The sequence below is a fragment of the Frankia sp. AgB32 genome (genome assembly GCF_023243045.1).
Taxonomy (GTDB): domain Bacteria; phylum Actinomycetota; class Actinomycetes; order Frankiales; family Frankiaceae; genus Frankia.
Genome location: NZ_JALKFX010000038.1, coordinates 1 through 15,475, shown reverse-complemented (window position 1 = coordinate 15,475; position 15,475 = coordinate 1). Strand labels below are relative to the sequence as shown.

The following is a 15,475-nucleotide window of genomic DNA, read 5'->3' as shown; positions in this document are numbered from 1 at the left end:
ACCGGAAACGTGGACAGGGGGTGCTGTGGGCGAGCCGATCCTCGCGATCGACTACGGCACCTGCAGTGCCAGGGCAGCCCTCGCGGTCGATGGCCGCATCGAGCTGGTCCGGGAGCCGGCCAGCGGCTCGGCGAGCTGGCCCGCCTCGGTGTTCGCCGACGGCGACAACCTGATCGTCGGCACGCTCGCCGAACGGCGCAAGCGGATCTGGCCCGCCGCCTACCGCGGCGAGATCAAGCGCGACCTGACCCGGGACTTCGTCGTCCCCCTCGACGGCCGCGGCTACCCGGCGCGGGACCTGGTCACCGCCGTGCTCGCCGCGCTGAAGACGGAGGCCGAGCAGCAGATCGGCGGCCAGACCCTGACCCGCGCGGTGGTCACCGTCCCGGCCAGCTACGACCCGGCGGGCCCGCTGCGCCGGATGATGATCGCGGCCGCGGAGGCCGCCGGCTTCGTCGACGTCGACCTGCTCGCCGAGCCGGTCGCCGCCGCCTGGTCGCCGCTCGACGGCGCCCAGCCGGAGCCCGGCTCGCTCATGCTCGTCCACGACCTCGGCGGCGGAACGTTCGAGGGCGCGCTGGTCGCCGTCGGCGCCGACGGGCGGCACGAGATGCTCTCCCACGCGGCGCTGCACGACTGCGGCGGCCGCGACCTCGACCAGATCCTGTTCGACGAGATCCTCGGCCTCTACGGCCCGGGCCTCGAACCGCTGCTGAACCCGCCGGGCATCGGCGAGATGTACCAGACGACGGCCAGCCGCACCCGCCACGAGCTGCTCGACTTCGCCCGCGCGGTCAAGCACCAGCTCAGCGACATCGCCTCCGTCGAGGACGTGTTCAGCCCGGCGGGCCTGCTGGTCAGCATGCGGCGCGAGCGGTTCACCCAGCTCGCCTCCCCCACCCTGGCCCGCACCATGGCGTGCTGCCAGCACCTGCTGGAGGCGGGCGGCTACACCCCGGACAAGCTCAGCGGGGTGCTGTCCGTCGGCGGCTGCGCGCACATCCCGGTGGTCACCGACATCCTCACCGGCCGCCTCGGCGTCGGCACCGACTGGCCGACGCAGCAGATCTACACCGCCGTCGACCCGGAACTCGCCGTGGTGCTCGGCGCGGCGGCCTGGGCATCGTCGGTCTCGACCCGGCGCACCACCGCGGCCCGCCCGAACCCGGTGCTCCAACCCGCCCGCTGGGACATCCCCGGCGGTCGGGCGACGATGGTCCGCTGGCTCGTCGAGCCCGGCGAGCGCTTCGACGCCGGCGCCGTGCTCGCCCGCGTCCGCCTCACCGACGGCTCGCTGTTCGACCTGGCCATGGACGTGCCCGGCAGCCTCATCCACATCCACGCCGACCCCGGCACGCCCGTGCGCGATGCCGACTGGCTGGCGACGACGCTGCCGTCCGGCCCCGCGCCGCTGGTCGGCGGCTCCTCGGTGGGCGGCGCGGACCTGCGCGGCTTCGACCGCAGCAGCCGCCCGTCACACCATGTCGAGGTCACCGCCCGCGCCACCCTGAAGGGCCACGAGCGCGACGTCACCTCCGCCGCGTTCTCCCCCGACGGGACGCTGCTCGCCACCACCAGCAAGGACGGCACCCGCCTGTGGGACGTCGCCACCGGGCGCACGTCGCTGACGCTGACCAACCGCAAGAGCCTGATCGTCCACGCCTGCGCGTTCTCCCCCGACGGCAAGCTCCTCGCCACCACCGGCAGCGACAGGACCGCCAGGATCTGGGACGTCGCCACCGGCCGCCATTCCCTCACCCTCACCGGGCACCGCGGCCCCGTCTACGGCTGCGCGTTCTCCCCCGACGGCAGCCTCGTCGCGACCACCGGAACCGACCGCACGGTGCGCCTGTGGGGCGCGCTGACCGGGAAGAGCATCGCCACCCTCGCCGGCCACCGCGGCACGGTCTACGGCTGCGCGTTCTCCCCCGACGGCCGGCTGCTGGTCACCGCCGGCGCCGAGTCCACCCTGCTGTGGGACGTCTCCGTCGGCGAGATCATCATGAGCCTGCCCGGCCACACGAACTTCACCGGCGGCTGCGCGTTCTCCCCCGACGGCGCCGTGCTCGCCACCGCCGGCAACGAGGGCACCCGGCTGACCGACACGGCCAGCGGCACCACCGTCGCCACCCTGCCCGGTTCCGCGCAGAGCTGCGCCTTCTCCCCCGACGGCCAACTCCTCGCGACCGCGAGCACCGACGACACCGCCCTGCTCTGGGACGTCGCCACCGGCACCGCCATCGCCACCCTCACCGGTCACGAAAGCACCGTGATGAGCTGCGCGTTCGCCCCCTTCGGCCTGCTGCTCGCCACCACCGGCACCGACATGACCGCCCGCCTCTGGGACATCATCTACACCCCCTGACGGACGTCCGCAGCACAGTCACGGCACTCGCGCGAGGTGGCAACCGGACCACGGCCGTCCGACACGCCGCCGCCTCCGTTTCGCACATATGTGCGGCTCACTATGAAAAGATCCACTCCGAAGGAGGTGTTCCATGGCGGACCGTAGCGCGATCGAGTGGACACAGGCCACCTGGAATCCAACTACCGGATGCGACAAGATATCCACAGGCTGCGACAACTGCTATGCGCTGAACCTGGCTGGTCGACTGAAGACGATGGGGAGCCCGAAGTACCAGCGAGACGGCGATCCCCGGACGTCCGGGCCCGGTTTCGGCGTCACGATGCACCCCGATGCCCTGGCCATCCCGCTTCACTGGAAAGCGCCCCGCCAGATCTTCGTCAACTCCATGAGCGACCTTTTTCACGCCCAGGTCTCCGCGACGTTCGTCCGGGAGGTCTTCGACACCATCGCCGCCGCCCCCCAACACACCTTCCAGGTCCTTACCAAGCGCTCCCTGCGGCTCGCCCGCCTCGCGGACACGCTGTCGTGGCCAGACAATCTCTGGATGGGCGTCTCGGTGGAGAACGCCGCAGCGTTGTCCCGGATCGACGACCTCCGTCACGTCCCCGCCGCTGTGAAATTCCTGTCCTGCGAGCCGCTCCTGGGCCCGCTGACCGGCATCGATGTAGATGGCATCGACTGGGTCATCGCAGGCGGGGAGTCGGGTCGCCACCACCGTCCCATCGAGACAAGCTGGGTCGCTGAACTCCGCGACGTGTGCAACCACGCGGACGTTCCCTTTTTCTTCAAGCAGTGGGGCGGGCGAACTCCCAAGGCGAAGGGCCGCCTCCTCGACGGACGAGTCTGGGACGAGATGCCGCTGTCCAGCCCCGCGGCCTGACGACCAGTCAATAGGTATCCGCGCCCACTGCTGGACCCCTGTCAAGGTTTTGGAATCTCCAGAACCTCGTCACCTCATGACGGATCATGGTTGTGGGATCCAAGGGGGTGGGGGCGACGGTCGCCAACGACGAGTTCTTCCAGCGGCGCCAGGCAGCCGCCGTCCTCAAGCATGGTGTTGTCCGGCGGTACAGCACCATTTTCACAACGATGACCAGCACCCACAGCTCAGGCCGACGTGTTGTCTACCTCGACGGATACGCAGGCCGCGGCGGGTACGAGGACGGCACGCCTGGCTCCCCGCTACTTGCTCTGGAGACCGCCCGGGCCGTCGCCGGCTGGGATCGGCATGTCGAGAGTGTCTTTGTCGAGGCTGACCGCGCAAGCTACCTGGAGCTCACGAAACGTCTACAGGAGGCAGCAACGGGCGGCGCACAGTGGAGGGTGCGCCACGGCGATGTCGTTGAGCATCTCGACGAGACCCTCGAGCTGGCCCGCGGCCTTCCCCTGCTGGCGTTTCTCGATCCGTTCGGCACGGCCCTGCCTTTCGACGCACTCGTAGAGCGCATACTCAACCGTCACGAGACCGCACCGACCGAGGTGCTGCTCAACCTCAATATCGATCTAGTGCGGCGATGGGGCGGACTCCTCGACCTCGAAACCCGCAACATCGGCCAAGAAACCATCCTCGCCCGCCTCGACCGCTTCTTCGGAGACAGCTGGTGGCGAGACGTCTATCTTGACACCCGCGGCGGAGACTCCGCGCTGGCGGCCAGCCAGGCCGCCCTCGCCGTCGTCGACACATTCCACGAAAGGATCCGCGCCCGGACAGGGCACGGGGCCTTCTGCGTTCCCATCCGCCGAAAGCCACACCATCTGCCGCTCTTCATCCTAGTGCTGTTCCACCGCCATCCTGTAGCCCCCTGGAAGTTCAACGAGGCCGCATCACTTGCCAACGCCGACTGGAGGGCAGCGTGCCGTAGCGAGGCGCTCGCCCAGGAGGGGCCACCTCTCCCTGGCCAACTCTCCCTCCTGGACCTGGCGACCCTTCCGGACGAGCAGGCCGCCGTCGAGGAGGGCCGTCTGGAGCGGGAGTGGCTGGCAGAAATCTCGAACAACCTTCGAGCGCTGGCTGCCGACGGCCGCTCGGTACCGTTGGTCAATCGCATTTCAGAGATATACGGGCGAACCCTGGGTCAGGCGCGAGACAAACACATACGCAGAGCATGGGACACCCTTGCGAAGGACGGCATTGTGCGCCCCCGTGCCAGTGGCGTGCGCGTCCACCAGGACACTCTCGTTCCGCATCAATCCCGATGATCTCAAGTCAGTGCCTGAATTCAGAACCATCTCAGCGGAGTTCGCGGGCGAACAGCTCGGTGAGCTTCTCCCAGTGCCGGGCGGCGGCGGCCTCGTCGTAGGCGCCGACGTGGTCGGGGACGGCGAAGCCGTGGGGGGCGTCGTACTGCTCGAGTTCGTAGCGGACGCCGGCCGCGTCGAGGGCGGCGATCAGCAGTTTCTGCTGCTCCGGGGTGCAGGTGCGGTCGTCGGCGGCGATGCCGAAGTAGAGCGCGGCCTGGATGTCGCCGGCGCGGTGGTGCGGGCTGGTCGGCTCCTCGGTGGCGATGCCGCCGCCGTGGAACGACGCGGCGGCAGCGACACGCTCCGGCAGCGCCCCCGCCAGGGTGAACGCCATGAGGCCGCCGCGGCAGTAGCCGTACGCGCCGACCCGGTCCGTGCGCAGGTCGTCGCGGGGGGCGAGGACGTCGAGCAGCGCCGCGGTGTCCCGCACGACCGACTGCGGGTCGGCCTGCGCCAGCCTGGTCATGACCTTGGCGCGTTCGTCCGGGTCCCGGAAGGCCGTCGTGAGGTCGAAGGTGAACGGGCCGTAACGGTAGTAGTAGTTCGTGAGCGCCACGGCGTAGCCTTCGGCCGCGAGGCGCTGGGCCATCTCGTGGGCGACCGGGCGGACCCCGGCGGCGTCCGGGTAGAGGATCGCCACGGGCAGCGGCCCGGCGGCGTCCGCACGACCGGCGTCCGGGGTGTGGAGATGGACATCCATCACTCCGTCGGAGGTGTGGATGTCGAGTTCGGTGACTGGCATGCGGTACGCCTCCCGCTCGCTGCTCCCGGGTCCTCGTCCCTCGTCCGAGGACGACCGTTGACGGAACAAGCATCCTCCGTCGGGCCCCCGAACGAGCGGAGTGGGGGCCCTGAAACGGGCAACGCCCCCGGTGGACGGGAGCGTTGAAGGCCGTGCCGAGGCTCGCGGAAGATCCGAGGGACCTCAGGCGGGCTGGGCGTCGTCCGCGGCGGGAGCGGTGGTCGTCCCCTCCGGGGGCGGGCACTGCAGGCCGAAGTCGTCGAGCACCGCGCTGGGGGCAACGCCGCAGCCGACCTCGTAGGTGCCGACCTGGACGAGCTCCCACCCGGCGGGGGTGCGGTGCACCAGGCCTTCCGCCCGGTCGAGGTCCTCGACCGTCGGTTCCAGCTCGGTGAGGGCCCAGCTCGGGTCGCTGGCCGCCAGCACCGTGCCGGTGACCTGGTAGTTCGTCGCCGGGACGGCGGCGGTGTACTGACTGCCGCGAACCGCTTCGGCGATGGCGTCGGCATCGGTCGTGGACGGTGAGCGGGTATCGGCGGCCCGCACTGGAGTCGCGATGACAGCGCCGTTGCCAGCAGCGGCGGCGGTGGACCGCGTGGTCGCGGCGGAGGATCCGGGACAGGCGAACGCAGTACCCACGGTGACAACTCCCGCGGTGAGAAGGGTGGCGGCAGGCAGTACCACCCGGCGCGCAACGCGGGAGCGCGCGCCATGACCGGCGGACTGAGGACGACGGTGTCGAGCCATGCGGTGCACGTACCCAGTTTGGCCTGATGAACCCTCTCTTAGGGGGCAGTTTGGTGGTCACCCTCGCGACAGATCACACCGTGCCCCCAGGAAGTTCGGACTGTCAGCCGGGTACCGGCTGGCCCGCCGCCTCCTCACCCCCGAGCGACGAGATCAACACCGTCGCGAACGGGTCCGCTGCCAGTGGCCCGGTCGGGACCCACGTCCGGGCCAGTCGTCACCGTGAGGCGTGTCAATGTCGGAGCAGCCAGCGCGGACGATCCCCGGTCGAGCCCGACACCGCCGCCGGGGTCAGCGCGATGGCGGCTAACGGGTGCGGCCCGCCCGGTGCCGGCGATCACGTTCACCGTGTCCGCCTCGACCCGCGCCGACAGGGGCTGTTCGGCCCCGGCCCGGACGAGCAGCGAGCCGAACCGGTCCCCGTCGAGACGCGCGGTACCCGCCGCAGCCGGGACGGTCAGGCCGCCGACGGTCGCGCTCACGGTGCGCGGGTTGGTGCCGGCCAGAAGGGCGCGACGGCCCTTCTGGCGGCTCGATGTCCGTATCCATAGGATCCAGCGGCCGGGGAAGCGTGGTAACCCTCACCGCCGATTAGCTGTGATCCCACCCCGACGAAGAATCAGTCCGCCAAATAACGGTGACATTGACGCTGGCACAAAAATCTAGCAGGTCCGGCCGAGGTTTCGCCGAAACCAGGAGGTTAAGCCTGGGAGTTGGCTCTATAAACCGCCGATAGTCAAGCAGTTGCCCAACCCCCATTCGCACAACGTCGCGCGTAACAACACTTTTCGCTTCCACCAAATCGCCGGTCGTCTCGTCGTAAAGATCAGTCAATAAAGGACCCAACTCGCCGGCTGGGCGGATGCTGTTTCGGTAAACCACGTGACCAAGTGACCGCAAATAACCAGCATACTCGTGGACGAGCTTACCCTCCCGACGGACCACCATTCCACTTTCCGTCGGCCTAGTTACCTCATAGCTAGGAGTGTGCGAAAGTTCAAGCGGTATGGATACCACTTGGCTGGGCGCGTCGCCGCCAGCCGGAATCGCTGTCACGCCCTCATATATTTCACCCTCCGGGCGGAGACGAAAGACGATGACCGATCGCCACCGCCCACCCCCTGTGGATGGTGCCCGGCTGGTGTAGGAAGGGAAGTCGGAGTCCAGCACGAACTTTCCAGAGTACTGCACCAAGCCCCTTTTGACGGCCTGAAACAATCTGAGCGCGCGCCCCGAACCTCGATGTTGCAGAATGGCGAGATTATCCCCGTCCATTCTTTGATCGCCATTTTGACCGGTTCCAGTGTAATGAAAGGCGCCATCGTCTCCCCAGCCATCAAAATATCCGTGCTGGCGCCCCTTGATGAGATCGAAAAGAGGAGGATATTTCTACTTTGCGCCGATGGAGATATACCAGATTGACGATTTCCGCCATACTTTGAATGCACAGAAACTCGGCGCAACGTTTCACCGAGAGCAATATCCCACTCGCCATCATGCCGAGGACCAGGGACAACCGAGGAATCGATCAGTGAATTGAGTGCAGCCACGAATCGTTCGCGACTAGAGATATCTTGGAGGAGCTCGTAGGCCGCCGTCGAGAGCCCGAACTCAGGATCCTCGTCATCCAACCATCTGCGAGTCCGCGAGCCGTGCGCAGGTGGCACCTCGGAACTGGCCCGGATCTCCCACAGCGGCGAGTTCCGCAGGGCCACGACCGGGAACTCCGGCGCCGGCCGTTCGCCGGGCGCACCACCGCGTGCGGCGAGTTCAGCTGCCAGATCATCTCGCACGTCCGACCACCTGATCAGTCGGATCTTCTCGCTCAGGCGTGCCACTGCCCAGAGCAGCGTCAGAGGTTGATGCGGTAGCGGTCGACCCTGGGCGGATGCTCTCCGCATCTGACCCAATGCGTCCAAAGCTTCATCTAGTTGCACTAGGCAACAATACGATCACTCCTCCGACCGAATCACACCAGACCGACCAACGGCCGCTGGCGTCCTTGCGCAAGGACGCACGCTCACAGGAAGTTCACAGCCAAGGCTTAGGCAACGGCTAGGCACCTGAGGGACGCTGTCCCGTATGCAACCGGTGCGGGTACTCGTGGTGGACGACGAGACGACACTGGCGGAGCTGCTGTCGATGGCGCTGCGCTACGAGGGGTGGGAGGTGCGCAGTGCGGGGGATGGACGCACCGCGCTCCGGCTGGCGCGGGAGTTCCGGCCCGACGCGGTGGTGCTCGACATCATGCTGCCGGACATGGATGGGCTGGAGGTGCTGCGGCGGCTGCGGGCGGAGAGCCCGGACGTCCCGGTGCTGTTCCTGACCGCCCGGGACGCCGTCGAGGACCGCGTCGCCGGGCTGACGGCTGGCGGCGACGACTACGTGACGAAGCCGTTCAGCCTGGAGGAGCTGGTCGCACGGCTGCGCGGGCTGATGCGGCGGGCGGCGCGCAGCGCGGAGGCGTTGCAGGGTGCGCGGCTGATGGTTGGCGATCTGACGATGGATGAGGAGAGCCGCGAGGTAGAGCGCGCCGGCGTCCCGGTGCACCTGACGGCCACCGAGTTCGAGCTGCTCCGCTTCTTCATGCGCAACCCGCGCCGGGTGCTCTCCAAGGCCCAGATCCTCGACCGGGTCTGGAACTACGACTTCGGCGGCCAGGCGAACGTCGTCGAGCTGTACGTCTCGTACTTGCGCAAGAAGATTGACGCTGGTCGATCCCCGATGATCCACACGATGCGTGGCGCCGGCTACGTGCTGCGGCCCGCGGAGGCGGCGGCCGACTCCGCGCTGTCCGCCGGTTCGGTCTCCACCTCGTCCGCGGCCCGCCGGATCTGAATCGGATGGCCACCGCGCAGCATCCCGATGTGGTTCCAGCCCGTCCGGGCGGACGCCGTCGATCCCGGCGCGGGCGGACGATGGCGCCGTCGCGGTGGTCTCTGCGCACGAGGCTGATCGCCCTGCTCATGGTGCTGCTCGCGACCGTGTCGATGGCGATCGTGTTCATCACGGCGGTGGCGCTGCGCGGCGTGCTGCTTGACCAGCTCGACCGCCGGCTGGGTGAGGCCAGCGGCAGGTGGGGCCGGATTCTGGCCGGGCCGTTCGATCCGACGCCGGACGGCGGCCTGCCGCCCAGCGGCAGTTCGGGATCTGGCGGTTCGTCCGGGCAGGATTCCGGCAACGGCACGGGTTACGGCTACGGCGCCGGCTACGGCGTCCGCACCTCGCTGCAGACCACGACGGCCCTGCAGAACACGCTGTACAGCGCGACGGCCGCCACCCTGCTCACCGCGTTCTTCCGCGGGCCGGTCGAGCCGGGCACGGTGGCCGCCGTCATCGACGCCACCGGGACCTACGCCGCGTACCTCGACTCCGAGGAATCGGCCCAGCAGCTCACCACCAGCCAGAGCACCACCGTGGCCGCGGTGCCGCGGGACGGGAGATTCCACACCGACACGCTCGGCTCCGATGAGTACCGGCTGGTCGCCATCACCGAGCCGAACGGCCTGACGCTGGTCACCGCGCTGCCGATGAAGCAGATCAACGCGACGCTGACCAGGATGGCGGTGGTCAGCGGCGTGGTCGCGCTCGCGGGAGTGGCGTTCGCCGCGGTCGCGGGCACGGTGATCCTCAGAGTGACGCTGCGGCCGTTGCGCCGGGTCGCGGCGACCGCGTCGCGGGTCGTCGAGCTGCCGCTGGACCGCGGCGAGGTGGCGCTGTCCGTCCGGGTGCCGGAGGTCGACACCGACCCGCGGACCGAGGTCGGGCAGGTCGGCGCGGCGCTCAACCGGATGCTCGGGCACATCGGCGGGGCGCTGGAAGCCCGGCATGCCAGCGAGATGCGGATGCGGCAGTTCCTCGCCGACGTCAGCCACGAACTGCGCACCCCGCTCGCCGCGATCAGCGGCTACGCGGAACTGACCCGGCGCACCCACGAGCCGGTGCCGGCGGACGTCACGTACGCGATGAGCCGCGTCGAGTCGGAGAGCGCGCGGATGACGGCGCTGGTCTCGGACCTGCTGCTGCTCGCCCGGATCGACTCCGGCCGACCGTTGGAACACGAGCCGGTGGACATCTCCCGGCTGGTCGTCGACGCCGTCAGCGACGCGCACGTCGCCGCGCCCGAGCACCGCTTCGCCCTGGACCTGCCCGAGGAACCGGTCACGGTGACCGGCGACTCCGCCCGGCTGCACCAGGTCGTCGCGAACCTGCTGGCCAACGCCCGCACCCACACCCCACCGGAGACGAGGGTGACGGCGAGCCTGAGCCTGGCCGACGGCGAGGTCGTCATCGCCATCGTCGACGAAGGTCCCGGCATCTCCCCGGAGCTGCTGCCCCAGGTGTTCGAGCGGTTCGCCCGCGGCGACAGTTCGCGTTCCCGCGCCGCCGGCAGTACCGGCCTCGGCCTCGCGATCGTCTCCGCCGTCGTCGAAGCGCACCATGGCCGGGTCGAGGCGCAGAGCCGGCCGGGCCGCACGGCCTTCATCGTGCGTCTCCCCCAGACGCGGCCCGCCACGGCCGTGGGATCCGAGGGCGGACCGCTGGACCTGGCGGCGAACCCTACGCCGCGGGTCGCGCCGACGGCGGGCTTCCCGCCAGCGCTGCGGGCCGGGGCACCACCGCTCACGGTCGATCGCCCGACCCGCCCGATCCTTCCTCCGCTGGCGCCCCCACCCGCCGCGTCCAGCCGCCACATCTGACTGGCGGCGGGCCCAAAGAAGACGATCATGGTGTTCCGCGGGGCCGTCCCCGCGTCGTTCCACCCGTGACCGTCGATGGTTCGGGGGCCCACCGACGCGCTTCACAGGTTCCTCACAGGTGAGGCACAAGGAGACAAAAGGTCTGGGAGTCACGGTGATCCCATGTCGTCGACTCTCACCGACCCGATCCCCGACGCCGGGGGTCGGCCCGCCCGCGGGCCGCGTCCCAGAATGCCGTGGACCAAGGCGGATCCGACCCGACCGGCCGACCCGGACGCGCCGACCGAAACCGATTCCGGCGAGGCCGGTGAGGCCGGCGATCCCCGCTGGGTGCTGCCCGCGCTGGCGGTCCTGCTGATCGGCACCGCGGTGCTCTACCTGTGGGACCTCAGCGCCTCCGGCTGGTCGAACTCCTTCTACTCGGCGGCGGTCCAGGCCGGCACGGTGAGCTGGAAGGCGTTCTTCTACGGCTCCTCGGACGCCGGTAACTCGATCACGGTCGACAAGCCGCCCGCGTCGCTGTGGGTCATGGCCCTCTCGGCGCGGATCTTCGGGCTGAACTCGTGGAGCATCCTCGTCCCCGAGGCGCTGATGGGCGTCGCCTCCGTCGGGCTGCTGTACAAGACGGTGCGCCGGTACGCGGGCGCCGCGGCGGGCCTGCTCGCCGGGGCCGTGCTCGCGCTCACCCCGATCGCCGCGGTGATGTTCAAGTTCAACAACCCGGACGCGATGCTCGTCCTGCTGCTCATCGGCGGCGCCTACGCGACGCTGCGCGCCGTCGAGAACGCCAGCGCCCGCTGGATGGTGCTCGCCGGGGTGTTCGTCAGCTTCGCGTTCCTGACGAAGCTGCTCCAGGCGCTGGTCGTCGTTCCGGTCTTCGCGCTGGTGTACCTGGCGTTCGCGCCGGCGACGTTCCGGAAGCGGGTGCGCGACACCCTCCTCGGCGGCCTCGGGCTGCTGGTTCCCGCCGGCCTGTTCATCGCGATCGTGGAGCTCGTGCCGGCGTCCTCCCGCCCGTACATCGGCGGTTCGCAGCACAACAGCCTGCTCGAGCTGACCATCGGCTACAACGGCCTCGGCCGGCTCACCGGTAACGAGACCGGCAGCGTCACCGGAGGTGGCGGCGCCGCGCGCCGCGCCGCGGCCGGTGCGGCCGGCCAGGCACTGCAGGGCGGAACGGGGACGGGCGGAGCCGCCGCCGGCGGCGCGGGCACCTTCATGGGCCCCGGCGGACCGGGCGGCGGACCGGGTGGACGCGGCGGCGGCATGTGGGGGCAGTCGGGACTGACCCGGATGTTCGGCTCCGAGGTCGGCGGCCAGATCTCCTGGCTGCTGCCGGCCGCGCTGATTCTTCTGGTCGCCGGGCTCTGGTTCACTCGACGGGCACCGCGCACGGACCGGCTGCGGGCCGCGCTCGTGCTCTGGGGCGGCTGGCTGCTCGTCACCGGTCTGATCTTCAGCGAGATGAAGGGCATCTTCCACCCGTACTACACGGTGGCCCTCGCACCGGCGATCGGCGCCGTGGTGGGTATCGGCGCGGTGCTGCTGTGGCGCGACCGGCGCAACCCGGTGGCCGCGGTCGCCGGCGCGGCCGCCATCGGCATGACGACCTGGTGGTCGTACAAGCTGCTCAACCGCACGCCTGACTGGCATCCGTGGATCCGGTACGTGGTGCTCGTCGCCGGGATCATCGCGGCGCTCGGCTTCCTCGCCTCCATCCGGCTACCGCGCCGCGCCGCGCTCGGCGTCGCCCTCGTGGCCCTCGTCGCCGGCCTGTTCGGCCCGGGCGCCTACACGATCGCCACCGCCCAGACCCCGCACACCGGCTCGATCCCGTCGGCGGGTCCCGCCGGCGCCGGCTTCGGCGGCTTCGGCGGTGGCCCGGGTGGTTTCGGGCGGCGCGGAAACGGCGCCAACCGCGGCTTCGGCCAGCGCCAGGCCGGCGGATTCCCGGGCTTCGGCGGCCCGGGCGGAACCGGTGCCCAGGGCGGCGCCGGCGCACTGCCCGGCGGCGGCACCCTCCCGGGCGGCACCGCGGGTGGCCAGGGCACGGTTCCCGGCCAGGGTGGCACGGCCGCCGGCGGTACGGGTACGGCCGCTCGTCCTGGCGGCATGGGCGGGGGCGGCCTGCTCAACGCCGCCACCCCCGGCAAGGAGATCGTCGACCTGTTCAAGGCGGGCGCCAGCGGCTACACCTGGGTCGCCGCGGCCGTCGGTTCCAACAGCGCCGCCGGCTACCAGCTCGCCACCGGCAAGGCCGTGATGCCGATCGGCGGCTTCAACGGCAGTGACCCGTCGCCGAGCCTCGACCAGTTCAAGACGTACGTCAGCGAGAAGAAGATCCACTACTTCATCGCCAGCGGCGGCTTCGGCCAGGCCAACGGCGGCAGCAACGACTCCGGCAGCATCGCGAGCTGGATCGAGGCGAACTTCACCGCGAAGACCGTCGGCGGCGTCACCCTCTACGACCTGACCGCCCCGAAGGCAGCCGCGTCCACCACCTCCACCGACGCGACCGCCCAGACCACCTGACCCCTCGGTCGGCCCGAACCGGCCGTGCGCTCCAGCCCGCTTCCCCCCTCGGGCTGGAGCGCACGGCCATCGGCGCGTCCCCGACGCGAAGGCAGACCCGGCAGGCAACCGCGCAACGGCGAGAAAGGACGGTCTGACGTGCCCGATCCGGACGATGATCCCGCCGAGAACGACCCGTCCACCGAGGGCCCACCTGCGGGTGATGACACCCCGCACCTCACAGGCGGCCCACAGGATCGGCACACGGGTGGCACAGGTCGCGAACCGAGAGTGAGTGGCATGACGACGTGGATGCCATCCCAGGCGACCGGTACCCCCGCGCCGGCTCCCGCCCCCGCGCAGCGCGTTGCCGGGCAGCGGGCGCTGGTCAGCACAGGCACGGCGACGCTGGCGGACGGCGGCCATCCCAGCCCCGTCCTGGACGTCGTCGTCCCGGTCTACAACGAGGAGAACGACCTCGGTCCGTGTGTGCGGCGACTGCACGCGCACCTGCGGGACACCTTTCCCTACCCGTTCCAGGTCACGGTCGCCGACAACGCCAGCACCGACAACACCCTCGGCATCGCCCTGGCGCTGGAGGAGGAGCTGGCGGGCGTGCGGGTGGTGCACCTGGACGCCAAGGGCCGCGGCCGCGCGCTGCGGGCCGCGTGGAGCATGTCGTCGGCGCCGGTGCTGGCGTACATGGACGTCGACCTGTCGACCGATCTCGCCGCGCTGCTGCCGCTGGTCGCGCCACTGATCACCGGGCATTCGGACCTGGCGATCGGGACCCGGCTCTCCCGGGCGTCGCGGGTGGTCCGCGGGCCGCGCCGGGAGGTCATCTCCCGCTGCTACAACATGATCCTGCGGGGGACGCTGTCCGCCCGGTTCTCCGACGCGCAGTGCGGGTTCAAGGCGATCCGCGCGGAGGCGGCTGCGGCGCTGCTGCCGCTGGTCGAGGACACCGGCTGGTTCTTCGACACGGAGCTGCTCGTCCTCGCGGAACGGGCCGGGATGCGCATCCACGAGGTTCCCGTCGACTGGGTCGATGACCCGGACAGCCGCGTCGACGTGGTCGCGACGGCGATCGCCGACCTCAGGGGCGTCGCCCGGCTGCTCAAGGCGCTGGGCTCGGGTGCGTTGCCGCTGGCCGACCTGCGCCGGGAGTTCGGCCGGGGACCGCTGACCGCAGCCGCCGGCTCCGCGCTCGCCGGCAACGGGCAAATTGGGTCCACGGATTCAGCGGGATCGGGGGGCGGCGTGCAGGTGCCGGGAGTGCCGCGTGGGCTGCCGAGGCAGCTCCTGCGCTTCGGCGCGATCGGCGTGGCCAGCACGCTCGCCTACCTGCTGCTGTTCGTGCTGCTGCGGTCGTTCACCGGCGCGCAGGTGGCGAACCTGCTGGCACTGCTGATCACCGCGGTGGCGAACACCGCGGCGAACCGGCGGCTGACCTTCGGCCTCACCGGCCCCGAGCAGGCCGGCCGGCACCACCTGCAGGGCCTCGTGGTCTTCGCGATCGGGCTGGCGCTGACCAGCGGTTCGCTCTCCGCGCTGCACGCGGGCCGCTCCCACCCCAGCCGCGGCCCGGAGGTGACGGTGCTGGTCCTGGCGAACCTGCTCTCCACTGTCATCCGCTTCCTGCTGATGCGCGCCTGGGTCTTCCGCTCCAGCCGCACCGTCGGCGAAGCGTCCTGACCCAGCCGACCTGGCCGCCGCCCAGGGCATTCGCCAGGCCGGAGTGCGCCGCGGAACACCATGATCACGATGATTGATGGTCCAGTGCGTCTTCAGTGGTTCATGCGTGGCCGAAAATTGTCGGTGGTGGCTGAGAGGATCGATCCGTCCTGTTGATCTTCTCACCCCTGGCCCGGTGATGATGTCCGCAACGCTGCTCACCGACCCCACCCACCACCTCGACCCCGACGACACCCCCGCCGCTCCTGCACCGCACGCCACACCGCCCGTCGACCACCCACGCCCCGGCCCTCCCGCTCCACCCGCGGTGGACATGGGAATCGATCCGGACAACGCGCCACTCGCCGAGGTCGGAGAGTCCATCTGCCGGTGGGCCGGCCGCTTTGCCGCCGCCACCTGCGGCTGGCTCGGCCTGCTCGCCGCCTTCGACCGCCGCCGCGGCTGGACCGCTATCGGCATCAACTCCTGCGC

The 15,475-nt window shown here is 70.3% G+C and carries 11 protein-coding genes and 2 pseudogenes; 8 read left to right on the top strand and 5 right to left on the bottom strand.

Annotated features, from left to right (window positions below):
* Positions 1 to 25: 25 nt before the first annotated feature.
* From MXD60_RS13780 to tcmP, 3 genes are all read left to right on the top strand, one after another.
* The gene (locus tag MXD60_RS13780) at positions 26 to 2,365 is read left to right on the top strand and encodes an Hsp70 family protein (protein WP_248819451.1); all 2,340 of its coding nucleotides are present in this window, start codon (positions 26 to 28) and stop codon (positions 2,363 to 2,365) included.
* Between the two features lie 133 nt (positions 2,366 to 2,498).
* Positions 2,499 to 3,248, top strand: a complete 750-nt coding sequence (locus tag MXD60_RS13775) for a DUF5131 family protein (protein WP_248819450.1) — start codon at positions 2,499 to 2,501, stop codon at positions 3,246 to 3,248.
* Between the two features lie 86 nt (positions 3,249 to 3,334).
* Complete coding sequence (gene tcmP / locus MXD60_RS13770) at positions 3,335 to 4,567, top strand: three-Cys-motif partner protein TcmP (RefSeq protein ID WP_248819449.1); 1,233 nt, start codon at positions 3,335 to 3,337, stop codon at positions 4,565 to 4,567.
* A 31-nt stretch (positions 4,568 to 4,598) separates the two neighbouring features.
* Here the strand turns inward: tcmP and MXD60_RS13765 are convergent, their stop codons facing one another.
* The 5 genes and pseudogenes from MXD60_RS13765 to MXD60_RS30320 all read right to left on the bottom strand — a co-directional run.
* Positions 4,599 to 5,351 (bottom strand): dienelactone hydrolase family protein, encoded by a 753-nt coding sequence (locus tag MXD60_RS13765; protein WP_248819448.1) that lies wholly within the window; start codon positions 5,349 to 5,351, stop codon positions 4,599 to 4,601.
* Positions 5,352 to 5,534: 183 nt separating this feature from the next.
* Entirely contained in the window at positions 5,535 to 5,990 is a 456-nt protein-coding gene (locus MXD60_RS13760) for a hypothetical protein (RefSeq protein ID WP_248819447.1), read from the bottom strand.
* Positions 5,991 to 6,232: 242 nt separating this feature from the next.
* Positions 6,233 to 6,580: a hypothetical protein gene (locus MXD60_RS13755; protein ID WP_248819446.1), complete on the bottom strand. Its 348-nt coding sequence runs from the start codon at positions 6,578 to 6,580 to the stop codon at positions 6,233 to 6,235.
* A 109-nt stretch (positions 6,581 to 6,689) separates the two neighbouring features.
* On the bottom strand, positions 6,690 to 7,463 hold the full coding sequence (locus tag MXD60_RS30325; RefSeq protein WP_518467931.1) for an SRA domain-containing endonuclease: 774 nt from the start codon (positions 7,461 to 7,463) through the stop codon (positions 6,690 to 6,692).
* Between the two features lie 233 nt (positions 7,464 to 7,696).
* Positions 7,697 to 7,999 (bottom strand): annotated as a pseudogene (locus tag MXD60_RS30320) (phosphorothioated DNA-binding restriction endonuclease family protein); the annotation flags it as partial.
* A 181-nt stretch (positions 8,000 to 8,180) separates the two neighbouring features.
* Here MXD60_RS30320 and MXD60_RS13750 point away from each other — a divergent pair.
* The 5 genes and pseudogenes from MXD60_RS13750 to MXD60_RS13730 form a co-directional block, all read left to right on the top strand.
* Positions 8,181 to 8,936, top strand: a complete 756-nt coding sequence (locus MXD60_RS13750) for a response regulator transcription factor (protein ID WP_248819445.1) — start codon at positions 8,181 to 8,183, stop codon at positions 8,934 to 8,936.
* 80 nt (positions 8,937 to 9,016) lie between these two features.
* The gene (locus tag MXD60_RS13745) at positions 9,017 to 10,798 is read left to right on the top strand and encodes a sensor histidine kinase (protein WP_248819444.1); all 1,782 of its coding nucleotides are present in this window, start codon (positions 9,017 to 9,019) and stop codon (positions 10,796 to 10,798) included.
* A 162-nt stretch (positions 10,799 to 10,960) separates the two neighbouring features.
* The gene (locus MXD60_RS13740) at positions 10,961 to 13,330 is read left to right on the top strand and encodes a glycosyltransferase family 39 protein (RefSeq protein WP_248819443.1); all 2,370 of its coding nucleotides are present in this window, start codon (positions 10,961 to 10,963) and stop codon (positions 13,328 to 13,330) included.
* Positions 13,331 to 13,621: 291 nt separating this feature from the next.
* Complete coding sequence (locus MXD60_RS13735; protein ID WP_248819442.1) at positions 13,622 to 15,004, top strand: bifunctional glycosyltransferase family 2/GtrA family protein; 1,383 nt, start codon at positions 13,622 to 13,624, stop codon at positions 15,002 to 15,004.
* A 178-nt stretch (positions 15,005 to 15,182) separates the two neighbouring features.
* Positions 15,183 to 15,475, top strand: a pseudogene (locus MXD60_RS13730) (hypothetical protein); the annotation flags it as partial.

Bases quoted from the DNA above. Each gene is read 5' to 3' on its own strand.
- MXD60_RS13750 (WP_248819445.1), top strand. From the start codon at position 8,181: ATGCAACCGGTGCGGGTACTCGTGGTGGACGACGAGACGACACTGGCG.
- MXD60_RS13745 (WP_248819444.1), top strand. From the start codon at position 9,017: ATGGCGCCGTCGCGGTGGTCTCTGCGCACGAGGCTGATCGCCCTGCTC.
- MXD60_RS13735 (WP_248819442.1), top strand. From the start codon at position 13,622: ATGCCATCCCAGGCGACCGGTACCCCCGCGCCGGCTCCCGCCCCCGCG.
- MXD60_RS13775 (WP_248819450.1), top strand. From the start codon at position 2,499: ATGGCGGACCGTAGCGCGATCGAGTGGACACAGGCCACCTGGAATCCA.
- tcmP (WP_248819449.1), top strand. From the start codon at position 3,335: ATGGTTGTGGGATCCAAGGGGGTGGGGGCGACGGTCGCCAACGACGAG.
- MXD60_RS13765 (WP_248819448.1), bottom strand. From the start codon at position 5,351: ATGCCAGTCACCGAACTCGACATCCACACCTCCGACGGAGTGATGGAT.
- MXD60_RS13740 (WP_248819443.1), top strand. From the start codon at position 10,961: ATGTCGTCGACTCTCACCGACCCGATCCCCGACGCCGGGGGTCGGCCC.